12 protein-coding genes are annotated in these 12,723 nt (G+C 38.0%); 6 read left to right on the forward strand and 6 right to left on the reverse strand.

The window, feature by feature from the left end:
• Positions 1-66: 66 nt before the first annotated feature.
• Together sppA and ACB088_RS02055 are read left to right on the forward strand one after the other, a co-directional pair.
• Positions 67-1,083, forward strand: coding sequence for a signal peptide peptidase SppA (sppA, locus tag ACB088_RS02050; RefSeq protein WP_005038834.1), 1,017 nt, complete (start codon positions 67-69; stop codon positions 1,081-1,083).
• A gap of 21 nt (positions 1,084-1,104) precedes the next feature.
• Positions 1,105-1,914, forward strand: coding sequence for an alpha/beta fold hydrolase (locus tag ACB088_RS02055; RefSeq protein ID WP_375037868.1), 810 nt, complete (start codon positions 1,105-1,107; stop codon positions 1,912-1,914).
• A 69-nt stretch (positions 1,915-1,983) separates the two neighbouring features.
• Here ACB088_RS02055 and purN read toward each other — a convergent pair whose 3' ends face one another.
• Together purN and purM are read right to left on the reverse strand one after the other, a co-directional pair.
• The gene (gene purN / locus ACB088_RS02060) at positions 1,984-2,613 is read right to left on the reverse strand and encodes a phosphoribosylglycinamide formyltransferase (RefSeq protein WP_092706577.1); all 630 of its coding nucleotides are present in this window, start codon (positions 2,611-2,613) and stop codon (positions 1,984-1,986) included.
• Positions 2,610-3,680, reverse strand: a complete 1,071-nt coding sequence (purM, locus tag ACB088_RS02065; protein WP_004643711.1) for a phosphoribosylformylglycinamidine cyclo-ligase — start codon at positions 3,678-3,680, stop codon at positions 2,610-2,612. Before purM ends, purN begins: the two co-directional genes overlap by 4 nt.
• A gap of 135 nt (positions 3,681-3,815) precedes the next feature.
• Here purM and cxpE point away from each other — a divergent pair, with 135 nt between their 5' ends.
• The 4 genes from cxpE (at position 3,816) to ACB088_RS02085 (ending at position 10,368) form a co-directional block, all read left to right on the forward strand.
• The gene (gene cxpE, locus ACB088_RS02070; RefSeq protein WP_375037869.1) at positions 3,816-5,009 is read left to right on the forward strand and encodes a chloramphenicol efflux transporter CxpE; all 1,194 of its coding nucleotides are present in this window, start codon (positions 3,816-3,818) and stop codon (positions 5,007-5,009) included.
• Between the two features lie 20 nt (positions 5,010-5,029).
• Positions 5,030-5,728: a DnaA regulatory inactivator Hda gene (gene hda, locus ACB088_RS02075; protein ID WP_307011366.1), complete on the forward strand. Its 699-nt coding sequence runs from the start codon at positions 5,030-5,032 to the stop codon at positions 5,726-5,728.
• Between the two features lie 330 nt (positions 5,729-6,058).
• Positions 6,059-7,915, forward strand: a complete 1,857-nt coding sequence (gene rbtA / locus ACB088_RS02080) for a rhombotarget A (RefSeq protein WP_375037870.1) — start codon at positions 6,059-6,061, stop codon at positions 7,913-7,915.
• 17 nt (positions 7,916-7,932) lie between these two features.
• Positions 7,933-10,368 carry a CSLREA domain-containing protein gene (locus tag ACB088_RS02085; RefSeq protein ID WP_375037871.1) on the forward strand — a complete coding sequence of 812 codons (2,436 nt, stop codon included), beginning with the start codon at positions 7,933-7,935 and terminating at the stop codon, positions 10,366-10,368.
• Positions 10,369-10,462: 94 nt separating this feature from the next.
• Here the strand turns inward: ACB088_RS02085 and ACB088_RS02090 are convergent, their stop codons facing one another.
• The 4 genes from ACB088_RS02090 to ACB088_RS02105 all read right to left on the reverse strand — a co-directional run bounded on the left by ACB088_RS02090 (position 10,463) and on the right by ACB088_RS02105 (position 12,702).
• Positions 10,463-10,852 (reverse strand): DUF3106 domain-containing protein, encoded by a 390-nt coding sequence (locus tag ACB088_RS02090; RefSeq protein ID WP_004790640.1) that lies wholly within the window; start codon positions 10,850-10,852, stop codon positions 10,463-10,465.
• Entirely contained in the window at positions 10,842-11,162 is a 321-nt protein-coding gene (locus ACB088_RS02095) for a hypothetical protein (protein WP_004643705.1), read from the reverse strand. Before ACB088_RS02095 ends, ACB088_RS02090 begins: the two co-directional genes overlap by 11 nt.
• Complete coding sequence (locus ACB088_RS02100) at positions 11,152-11,766, reverse strand: RNA polymerase sigma factor (protein ID WP_092706569.1); 615 nt, start codon at positions 11,764-11,766, stop codon at positions 11,152-11,154. Before ACB088_RS02100 ends, ACB088_RS02095 begins: the two co-directional genes overlap by 11 nt.
• Positions 11,767-11,925: 159 nt before the next feature.
• Positions 11,926-12,702: a TrmH family RNA methyltransferase gene (locus tag ACB088_RS02105; RefSeq protein WP_375037872.1), complete on the reverse strand. Its 777-nt coding sequence runs from the start codon at positions 12,700-12,702 to the stop codon at positions 11,926-11,928.
• Between the last annotated feature and the right edge of the window lie 21 nt (positions 12,703-12,723).

The raw sequence follows: 12,723 nt of genomic DNA on the forward strand, positions 1-12,723 counted from the left end.
TAGACAGTTTTTATCAAATCAACGTATATAATGACATCATTTTAGATTAATTTGGATTGGAATTTTATGTCCGATTGGCCGCCAAAACCACAAAATGAACCTATAATCCCTAAACAAAATGGACCAGAATGGCAAATTCTCGAGAAGGCTGTACTTGCCTCTGTAGAGGAACAGCGTCGAAGTCGCCGTTGGGGTATCTTCTTTAAAACATTAACTTTTATTTATTTGTTATTCATTATTGTACTCATGGGTAAAGGCTGCTCAACCAGTAAAGAAGGATCTGCTGTAAGTAGCAGCAGTGCTCATCTGGCAGTGGTAGATATTATTGGAACTATTGACGCTTCAAGCAATCAATCTGTGAATAGTGAAGACACGAATAAAGCGCTTAAGCGTGCTTTTGAGGCATCAAACAGTAAAGCTGTTGCACTTAATATTAACTCACCTGGCGGTTCTCCAGTTCAGTCTGATGAAATCTGGCAGGAAATTCGTTATTTGAAAAAACAGCATCCTGATAAGAAGGTTTACGCCGTTATTGGTGATATGGGTGCATCGGGTGCATATTATATTGCTTCTGCTGCAGATGAGATTATTGTTAATCCATCGAGTTTAGTGGGCTCAATTGGTGTCATCATGCCTAACTATGGGATTACTGGTTTAGCTCAGAAACTTGGTATCGAAGATCGCACTTTAACAGCAGGAACGAATAAAGACATTTTAAGTATGACAAAACCGATTGATCCTGCACAAAAGCAGCACATTCAATCAGTGCTTGATAATGTTCATACTCACTTTATTACTGCAGTTAAAGAAGGACGTGGAAAGCGTTTGAAATCGAATGATCCAGCTATTTTTTCTGGTTTGTTCTGGACTGGTGACCAAGCAATCCAGTTAGGTGTTGCTGACCGTTCAGGTAACATTACGAGCTTGATGCGTGAGCTAAACCTTGATAATAAAGTTGACTACACAATTGAGCGTAACCCATTACAATCAATTTTAGGTCGTATGGGTGCACAAATAGGGCAAGGGGTAAGTGAATCTATTGCTCAAGAAGTGCAGACTCGTCAAAGCGCAAAATTACAATAAAATCTGTTTTAGGATAGCGGTATGTCAATGAAACCAGTTATACACTTTGCTCATGCGAATGGCGTACCCTCAAAAGTGTATCAAAAACTGTTTGACCAGTTGAAAGGGGAATATGACATTATTTATGTTCCCCTGATTGGTCCTGATAAGCGTTATCCTGTGACTAACCATTGGCCTTCTTTGGTTGATCAGGTGATTGATAGTATTGTGCGGCAGGCGAAAGGACGTAAAGTCATTGGACTTGGACATTCTCTTGGTTCAGTTTTAACTTTGATGGCATCTTTTCAGCGACCTGAACTCTTTTCTCAAGTGATTATGTTAGATCCACCTCTTATTTTAGGGCGATATTCATTTGCTTTTCATATGGCAAAATTATTTCGTCCCAAATTAGTTGATGCGATGACACCAGCAGGCTTATCTGCACGTCGTCGTGAACATTGGGAATCGAGAGAACAGGCGGCCGAATTGCTGCGTCCTAAAGGCTTCTATAAAGATTTTGATGAAGATTGTTTTCAAGCTTACATTGACTATGCTTTAAAAGAAGACTCGGTCCGCGGTGGTGTTACTTTAACTATTTCCCGTGAAGATGAAGTTGCAATTTTCCGTAAAAATCCTTCTTGGTGGTGGCTACCTATGCCAAAACCTAAGATGCCCGTACATTTAGTGGTGGGGGAAAAAAGTGATTTCTTAAAAAGAGGCTTTCCTCAAATGGCAAAGCGAAAAATGGGAATCCCATTTACTGTAGTTGAAGGGGGACATATGTTCCCTCTAGAACATCCTATTGATACAGTGAACTCTATAAAGAAATTGATTCATACTCAGCCAAATTAATTTTTAAAATTATAAAAAAAGGACATGCTAGCATGTCCTTTTTTTATTTTTGCTTTTAAGTAAAATGCTTTACCAATTTGCAAAACGAATAGGGTGCTTAAGAACTTGATCACGGAAATAAGCTTGGCCATTTTTCCATGTAAGTTGACCGTTACATATCCACTCTGCTACTTGTGGGTAGATAAAGTGCTCAAGTGTATGTACTCGATCTGCTAATGATGCGGCAGTATCATGTTCTTTAACTGAAATAGCGGATTGGGCAATTGATTGACCAGAATCCAGTTCAGCCGTTACAAAGTGTACGGTACAACCATGTAAACGATCACCTGTGTTTAAAACACGTTGATGAGTGTTCACGCCTTTGTAAGCTGGAAGAAGTGAGGGATGTATGTTCAGCATTTTCCCTTGCCATTTATTGACAAAGGTGGGAGTTAAAATTCGCATGAAGCCGGCTAAAATAACTACATCCACTTGCCAAGCCAACAGTTGTTGATGCATTGCTTCATCAAATACTTCACGAGTTGGAAAGTCTTTATGGGAAATGACTGCCGTAGCAATATTGGCTTTTTGAGCACGCTCTAGGGCATAAGCATCTGCTTTATTAGACAGTACACCTACAATTTGCCCTGATAGATTTGCATCTATCAAGGCTTGTAAATTACTGCCGTTCCCAGAGACTAGAACAGCAATTTTTATCATGCAAAGATCACACGAATTTTTTCGTCTGCACCTTCCACTGATTCAGCATTTTCTTGGATGTGTCCGATTTTCCAAGCTTTTTCACCTTGAGCATTAAGCACTTCAATTGCTTTTTCTGCATCATTTGCATCAACAGCAATGACCATACCTACGCCACAGTTAAACGTACGGTACATTTCAAAGCGTTCTACATTGCCTTCGCGTTGTAGAAGTTGGAATAATTCAGACCATTCCCAAGAAGCTTCATCAATGACAGCTTGTGCGCCATTTGGTAATACACGAGGTAAGTTACCTGGCAAACCGCCACCAGTGATGTGTGCCATAGCATGTACATCAACTTGTTTGCATAGCTCAAGAACTGGTTTTACATAGATACGAGTTGGCTCCATTGCTACATCAGCAAGAGGACGGCCATCAATCGTTTGAGTTAAATCAACATTTTTAACGTCTAAAATTTTACGTAATAATGAATAACCATTTGAGTGGGCACCACTTGATGCAACACCAATAAGCACATCACCAGACTTTACTTTAGAGCCATCAATAATTTTACTTTGCTCAACAACACCAACAGCAAAACCAGCAAGATCGTAATCTTCACCTTCATACATGCCTGGCATTTCTGCGGTTTCCCCACCTACAAGTGCGCAACCTGCAAGCTCACAACCTTTACCAATACCAGTAACAACATTTGCAGCAACGTCAACATTTAAGTGACCAGTTGCATAATAATCAAGGAAGAATAATGGTTCTGCACCACAAACTAAAAGGTCGTTTACACACATAGCCACAAGATCTTGGCCGATTGTGTCATGACGATTAAGATTAAGTGCCAAACGTAATTTAGTTCCTACACCATCGGTTCCAGAAACTAAAACAGGCTCTTCATAACCTTTAGGAATTTTGCATAGTGCACCAAAGCCACCAAGTCCGCCCATTACTTCAGGACGACTTGTACGTTTAGCGACTGACTTGATACGATCGACCAGTGCGTCGCCCGCTTCAATGTCGACACCCGCATCTTTATAGCTTAAACCGGTATTTGGGGTAGAAGTTGAGTTGCTCATAAATGAAGTCTCCGCATTGGCGGCAGATTATAACCTGAATATACGAAACTCTTATGTTATTTATGCTCGAAAATGCTATCTTTAATAAAAATATTTTTTCATTTATAACGATTAAATCAAAAAAGGCTAGATTTTATGCAAGATCGTATACTGCGCCGTATTTTTTTACTCGCAGGTATTGTATTGCTGGTATGGGTATTGTACTTACTCAAGCCTGTAGTCATTCCTTTTATCGGCGCTTTTTTCCTGGCTTATTTATTCAGTCCACTTGTTGATGTTCTGGTAAAAATCAAATTGCCTCGCTGGTTAGCAATTAGCGTGGTGTTTATAGGAATAGGTGTAACTCTAACCATCGCTTTGTGGTATTTGGTTCCTCTAATCTGGAAACAATTGGTTTATGCCCGAGATAGTATTCCAGCTGGTATTCACTGGATTAACGCCACCTTTTTGCCTTGGGTATCTTCAACTTTTAATCTCCAGGCAATGGAAATTGACACAGAGCAGATGTCAAAAGCTGTGATGGAATATGTTCAAACCAATTATAGTGCCGATAGTATTCAGTCAGTGTTATTAAAATTGGCCCAGTCTGGTTTGAATTTTATTCAGATTGGTGGAACAGTTGTTTTAATTCCAATTATTGCTTTTTATTTTTTACTAGACTGGGATCGTATGTTACAGAACTTACGTCGTCTCATTCCACGTCAATATGAAGCAACTACCTTGCAAATCGTTGGTGAATGTCATAGCGTTTTAGGGGCATTTGTTAAAGGTCAGTTTCTCGTCATGCTGTTGCTAGGCATAGTATATGCGGTTGGTTTGCAGCTCATTGGTTTGGAAGTTGGTCTTATTATTGGTATGGTGGCTGGCCTTGCCAGTATTATTCCTTATTTAGGATTTGCAGTAGGTATTATTGCAGCGGTTATCGCAAGCTTGTTCCAGTTCGGATTGGACTGGATGCATTTATTACTCGTTGGTGTAGTTTTTATGATTGGCCAAGCGGTAGAGGGCTATATTCTACAGCCATTCTTACTGGGCGATAAAATTGGTCTATCTCCTGTAGCAGTTGTCTTTGCAGTATTAGCAGGTGCACAACTTGCAGGTTTCTTGGGAATGTTAATTGCATTGCCTGTTGCGGCTGTTATTGTAGTGTTGTTGAAACATTTAAGAGATAACTATGAAAAAAGCTCACTTTATGCTTCACCGTCTACGTTCGTCATACAACAAGGTGATATTAAGCAAATTCATGTAGAAACCGAAAGCACTAAGCTTGATCTTGAGGTTAAAACACAGCAAGATACAGATAAACTGAAACCATCTGACCAGAAATAATTTCAAGGTTAATTCGATATATGCGTCAACTCCAACTGGATATAGAACCTCAACTTGATGCCCGAATCAGTGATTTCTCGGGACCAAGTTGGGGGAATGTAGTCGATGCTGTGCGTCAACTACATGCTGGTCTGGTCAGTAGGTTTTATATCTACGGTGGGGCAGGGACAGGTAAGAGTCATTTACTTTCGGCAATTTGTGACTCTTATTTAGAAATAGGCAAATCTGCGATTAAAGTTTCTTTGCTTGAACTCCTTGATGCTCCTATCGAAGCAATTACTTCTTTAGAGCATTATGACCTTGTTGCTCTGGATGATATTGAATCGATTAGTGGTGTTCCTCATTGGCAAAAAGCTGTCTTTCATTTAATGAATAATCACGAAGGGCAGTTGGTATTTTCTTCGCGTGTAGCGCCTATCGAATTAAAGTTGGAATTACCAGATTTACAGTCACGACTTACCCAAGCTGTCAGTGTTAAAGTGCCGAGTGGAAGTTTATATGCGGACCGCTATGCTTTGGTGACATCTGTAATGTCTAGACGTGGTATTCATTTTGATCAGCAAATTGTTGACTATTTATTGATGCATGGTCCTCACCAAGCCTCTCTTTTACTACAGACAGTTGCCCAATTAGAAAAATTGCTCAAAGGCGAAAAAACAAAACTTTCGAATGCAACTTTAAGGCAAATTTATGCTTTGATTGATGAATATCAACAATAGAAATTCTTTCGTTTTGGCTTATTGCTTTGTCTAAACTTATAAAAACCTATTAAAAATAGAGTCTCTGGCACAAGATTTCTAATTTCAAAACACTTGCTTGCATATCTTTTCAAATCTCTTTCTAATTTTTAATGGTTCACATTTTTGTATTTAAAAAAGTTTTTTAAATGTATGAAGCTTTTTGTAATCTGGTTCAAAAATGACTCTATAGACCGACCAAAATGTCTTGAGAAATTCTACTTGCTGTGACAAAGTACGCACAAAGGATGCGATTGCAAAAGCGGAAATTTTGCAATTTTGACAAAAAAAATGAAAAAAAGATGTAAGGAGATGGGTATGCTCAAACGGAGCATTGCTTTTGCTTTATTGGCTGTTGCTGGACAGGCTTATTCTGCCGATATTCAAGTTACAACTACAGTTGATGAAGACGTCGATAATAAAGTCTGTTCATTACGCGAGGCTGTAGAACTGATAAATAAGCGTAATTCAAGTGATTCTACCGTTGTTGCTTCTGTAAAAGATGGTTATCGCGGGTGTGGAAGTAAAGACGCCTCTTCAAATATTATTTTGCAGCGTGATAAAGAATATACCCTAAATAAAAGTATAAAGATTTCTGCGGCTTTAACTATTAGTACAGCAAAGAATGATTCTACTCTGGTTGAGGAAGGAGCACCCAATTCTCATAATGCAACTATTAAAATGATAGGTACGGATCAATTATTCCGTATAGATGATGATAGTGTTGAAAAAGCCTCTTTTACAGTTTCATTTATTGATGTCAATTTAAAAGGTGCTGGCTCAAAAAGTGCAGTCCCTCAGGGTAACGGCGGATTAATTTATAATCATGAACAATTGGTTATTCAAAATTCGCGTTTAATGGATGGGTATGCAACAAGTGGTGGAGCAATTTATAACGCTGGTAATTTATCGAATACTACAAAAACAGCAGGTTCGGTAATGATTACTAATAGCCTGATGCAGAATAATAAAGCGAGTCAGGGGGGAGTTTTATATAGTGATATGCCACTTTATTATATCAGTCGCTCTGTAGTGCGTGATAATGAGGTAACGGCAGCAGATGGCGCATTGTTCCACGCACAAACTAAATTTGCAGATGAAAGTACAGGGGGGTATTTAACTTCTCGTGTTATTGGTTTGAGTAATAGTACGATTTTCCATAATAAAGGTAGTTTTATTGGCAATGTCCGAGATGGGATGGTGATCAATAACATTACAATGATTAAAAACGTGGGTGGGCTATTTTTTGATGCTCCACAAGGAAAAGCTTCCGTTTCTAATAGTATATTAGTAGGCAATACAACAAACTGTCAGACATCTGCAACAGATAAAACGATTGTACAGAGCAATTTGGTGACTGCGGAATGTAACCGTAATGCTTCAGCAACACTTCCTAACATTATTTATTCAGCCAGTGAAAAACTAATTGCAGGGAATGCAGATGAAGGAACCTGCGATGTACCACCTGCAGATGGATTGCTTTGTCCTTATTCAACACCAAGTGATAGTTTCTTAGGTTTTTTTAAACCCCGAATTCTTGATAAATATACAAGCCTCTCACAGTCATTGTTAATTAACAAAGGTCGTTTATATAGTGATGGAACTTCTGTCGGTTTAGCAAGTTGTGAAAAACAAGACCAACGTGGAAAAAATCGAAGTGCTTATGATGAGCTATGCGATTTAGGTTCAATTGAATTAATAATTAACCGTGATGATATTAGTACGCATGGTCAAGATATTAAATATGGAGAAATTGCCAAATTTAATATTGCTGATGTTGTAGGTGATGGTGAATTAGTCTCTCCACAAACATGCGAAAAAATGTTTGGAAAAAGAACAGATGGTAAAGCATGGCAACCAGGCTGTATGAAAGTGGTTCAAACAAGCACATCATCTAAAGGAACTTTGTCGATTGATACACAAGGAAACTTAACTTACGTTCCAAATGGTAACTGGCATGGGGCAGATGTTTTTAATCTCTTGGTCGTCACAACAACAACACGTTTTAATGACGCTGCAGATGTTTATTTAACAGTTGCAGTTCAAATTGTACAAGATCCACCGTCGGGAATAGAAGATAAATCAGTGAGTACTGGTGGAGGAAGCGTTGGTGGTGGTTTAATTTTAGGTTTATTTGGCTTAATTGCTTTGCGACGTTTAAAGTCATAATCAAGGATGATAAGGCTATGAAAAATTATAAAAAGGCTTTTTTAGCATTAGCTGTGCTTGCTGCAATGCCATTATTTGCAGATACCACTAATGGAAGAATTGATGTTACAACTTTTGCCGATGAAGATGGTGACAATACCAATGCCTGTTCATTGCGTGAAGCGATAAAGACTGCTGAGTTGCGTAAGTCTTATGGTGGCTGTACAGTTATTGATACACGTGAGACTACACAGAAATCTATTCAGCTTAAAGCAGGAACTTATAGTTTAACCAAGGAGTTAGTTCCTAATGCCAATATTGCTATTTTTGGTGCTGACCCCGTAGATTGGCAGAAGAAAAGTGTTTTAACTAATGATTATCCTGCACAGCTTGCATTACAAACGTATATTGATGCTCAAGGTAAATCACGTATTTTCAATACAACTACCTATAAGCAACCCTTAAGCTTAAATAATGTCATTCTCGCAAATGGCGTTACAACTGGTCAGGGTGGGGCGATTTATGCCGGTGCTGATATTGCTTTACAAAATAGCCAGATTTTATCATCACGAGCAACAGGTGGTGGAGCAATTTATTTAGCTTCACCTAATATTACTTTGTCAGTAAATCATTCATTACTGAAAGGTAATAGCGCAACACAAGGCAGTGTTTTATCAATGGGGTGTTTTAGTGACACCGTCTATGCGCCACGTACCATTACCCTTACATCAAACAGTATTGTGAATAATGGTAATACAGCTTCAACAAGTACATTTGAGTTTTGTGGTAAACCTAGTGCGACATTGTCAGTTAATACTATTGCAAAAAATATAGCGAATAGTACTAATGGTAGTATTATTAAGTTTACTGGTGATACCAATAACCCAGTCAATACATCAAGTATTTTAAGCTCGAGCAGTAGTCTAGTACTTTTAAATAATACAATTGTTGAAAACAACGCGAATAGTACTTTCCTTTACGACAAACTGGGCACAAAAAAGCTTAGTTTTAACGTACTGGCTTATAATACTGGAAGTTATGCTTGTAAATATCTTTTAGGCGCGGCAGCAGAGCAAAAGAGTGTAGGTTTAACGCTGAGCTTCAATGCCCTTGACTGGACGTCTACGATAGCAAAATGTGATGTACCAAAAGAATCTCTGCCAGATGGTCACACGAATATTAACATCAGTACACAATCATTTAGCAGTTTATTAAGCCCACAGGATGCAACGGCTGATACAGGCTGGTTACCTATTTATTATCCAAAAGAGATTACTGACCCTCAGCAAATAGATTTAATTGATGTTGATAAAGATGGTAAAGGAAGCTGTGCTACAGCTGACCAACGCGGTTTAAATCGTTTGACAGATGGCACATCATATTACCAATCAGGAAGTCGTAATAGCTGTGATATTGGTTCTGTGGAGTTAATGAAATTAACAGCAGGTGATTTAGAGGATGTTAGTAATATTTCATTAACAACTTTAATTGATACTTATCAAAAAAATTATGATTTATTTGATAAGTATATTAAGGATCCTAAGACGCCTTCTAACTTTATTACTTATTATAAAGTACGTTTAGCAGAGTTTAAAAACCTGATTGATACAACCAAGGCAAATCTTAAATATCGTGCTATATATCTTGATTTAAAGAGCTATGATTTACCTTTGCCGGCCGAAGATGCTAATCATGTGTTGAAGTTCTTCAATACAACTGACTATCGTATTACAACAGAGGCATTGGGTATTGGGTCACTTGATGACAAATATGATGAACAACAAGTTAAAGACTTGTCTGATGAAGATAAGGTATTCTGTGAGTGGAATAGTGCTTTACAGCAAATTGTTTTTTATCGCAAAGACGATACGGTGACTCAAGCTGGTACCTATGCTTATTGCAAATATACAATTACAACAGCCGATAATAAACTAAGCTCAAGCGGTTTGATAAAAGCTCGTTTTAATAATATTGAACCAGTTTCTGGCGATGGAACAATTACATTTAAATATCTTGCAAATGAAACTATTCCTTTAAATTTGCTTAAATATGCGAATGATGATGGTGATGGACCTATAAAGACGCTTTTAAAATCTAGACCCCAATTCTGGGTAAATGAAGACGGTGTAGAGTTGCCAATTTATTTACCAAGCAAAACATCGAAAGATGGTATTTTTAAAGTAGTTAAGGCTGATCGAGAAGGGCCATGTCCGAAAACTGACAAAGATAAAACTTGTTATGGTGGGAATATCTATATTCAGGCAAATAACGTCTTTAACGTTTTCAATGATTCATTAAGCTATAACGTTTATGATGCTGATGGTAAAATTTCACCTAAAGCTGGCACAATTAACCTTGTAAGTACTGCAACTACCACAGACGATACACGTGGCGGAGGCGGTGGTGGTAGCTTAGGAATTTTGTCTTTAGCATCTTTACTGAGTTTAGTCGTCTATAGACGCTACCGTAAATAAACTATATAAAATAAAAAGCCTCCAATTGGAGGCTTTTTATATAAAATTATTTAAGGCATTAAATCTACTACATACGAATTTTACAGAGTTGTATTTAATGTTCTAAATACTTGTTCATATACTCTTCACGAATAGCTGTTCTTTCTTCACCATTTGCTTTAAGCATACGCTGACGTAAATCATTACGCTCTTGTGTACTCATTTTTTGCCATGCTTCACGCATTTTTTCTTTTTCAGCATCGGGGAGCTGAGTAAACCAGTCCATACGTTGCTGTAGGTTCGTACTTTGATTCGCTGGTAACTCTTTTAAGCTCTGGTAACGTTTAATAACTGCACGTTGTTCCTCTTCAGAAAGGGCATTCCATGTATCATCAACTTGTGTATTGGCATCTTTAGAAAAAATCCAAAATCGTTCAAAACCTGCAAAACTGGTTTGCAAGAAACTTAATGAACAAAGGATAAGAGCTAATTTTTTAGCTGCCATGTTGTACTTTATCCTCACCCAAGACCATTAGCATTTCTAAATCTTCCACCATTTGTGGGGATAATTTAGGATTTACAATCACTTGATTTTGCGGCTTATCAACAATATCTGCTGAATTAGGTAAAATTACAAAACCTGTGATCGCTGCTGCAAGTGCAAAACCAGACATTTTCCAGACACTATAAAAAGAGGCTGGTTTTTGTTGAATATGGTCAAGCACATGATTCATGACCACTGTTTTATTTTTATGGTGATGTGCCAAACTATCAAGTTTAGACGTCACCTTTTTAGTGAAATCATCATGATTCATCAGAACCTCCCAAGGGATTTAAATGGGCCAAGTACTCTCTAAGTCCCTGAATTGCTCGGTGATAATGGGTTTTTACACTACCTTCGGTACAGTTCATGATCTGAGCTGTTGTGTGTGTGTCAAAACCTTCCCATGCACGTAACATAAATGCCTGTTGTTGACGAACTGGTAGCTTTGAAATCGCTTCTCGAATTTCTTCGATAGTCACTGCTTGATCGAGAAAATCCGCAGGATTAATGGCTTTTTCATCAACTACATCAATAATTTCGTCGTCGTCATTGTCCAGACTAACTTTTTTGAAGAATGAAAATGGGTTTGCTCTACGAGATTCTTTGCGGCGCCAATCCTGAAGTTTGTTGTTTAAAATCGTATAAAACAGGGGATACCATTCTTCAGTACTTTTATCGGCATAAGATTTGTGTAAAGCAATAAATGCTTCTTGAACCAAATCCATTGCAATACCTTGCTGACCTTGGGTAGCACTCTCCATCATCACCAAAGCACGACCAGTTACATCTTGCATGAAAACTTTCAGGCGTTGCTCTGCCGTGCTTGCATGAGCACTAGATGCTTCCGATCGAGACTTTTTCGGTGCTAAATCCATGGAGATGGAAAATCCTGTCATTGGACATACCCACCTTATCTTCAATATATCTCTTATATAACGTTGAAAAGAGGTGGGAGGTTGACAACAATCGGCTATTTTTTACTAGTGTAATTGATTTTTTTCACAAATATGTGAGATGTAAAATAAATTAACGTTTTATTGGCGTTGACGAACCATCTCAAAAAAACAAATAGATCCTGCAATTGCTACGTTTAATGACTCTTGTCCACCTGGTTGAGGAATAGTCACTGATTGTGAGTGATCTAATGCGTAATCACTAGCACCTTGACCTTCGTTTCCTAAAATCCATACACAGGGTTTTGAAAGATCTTGTGAATAGAGGCTTGTTGAGTGATGAGAGCTCGTAACAAAAACTGGAATTTGAAATTTTGGAAGAATATCTGTGAGTTGGAAGTTTTCAAAACAATGTAAGCTAAAATGAGCTCCCATACCTGCTCTTAAAACTCGTGGAGACCAAAGTGATGCAGAGCCTTGTGTGCAAATGATTTGTTTAATATTTGCTGCTGCTGCTGAACGTAGTAAGGTGCCTACGTTACCTGGATCTTGGATGTTTTCTAAAATCAGGGTATCTACGTTGTAATCGATTGTTGATGAAGTTTTAGGCAGATCGATAATAGCCAAACAAGGAAGACTCGTACCTAATGTACTCAAATCTCTATATAAAACTTCACTAATAACAAAGATATGACCTTGATGCAGTTCGATTATTTCTTTTAAATCTGCGTGTTCTAATGCTTGTTCTGTCGTAAATAAAGAGAAAAGCTTCTTCTGTTGCTGTAGCCAAGCTAAACAAAGATGGGTACCTTCAAGGACTGTTTGCTGGTGTTTTTTTCGGGCGTTACTAAGTTCGATTAATCCACGCAAATGTTTAATTTTTGCATTGTCTTTTGATTCTAAAAAAATAACAGCCATAAGGAAATATCCAACAAAAGG

Origin of the sequence: Acinetobacter sp. RW6, from assembly GCF_041956835.1 — a bacterium.
Classification (GTDB): domain Bacteria; phylum Pseudomonadota; class Gammaproteobacteria; order Pseudomonadales; family Moraxellaceae; genus Acinetobacter; species Acinetobacter calcoaceticus.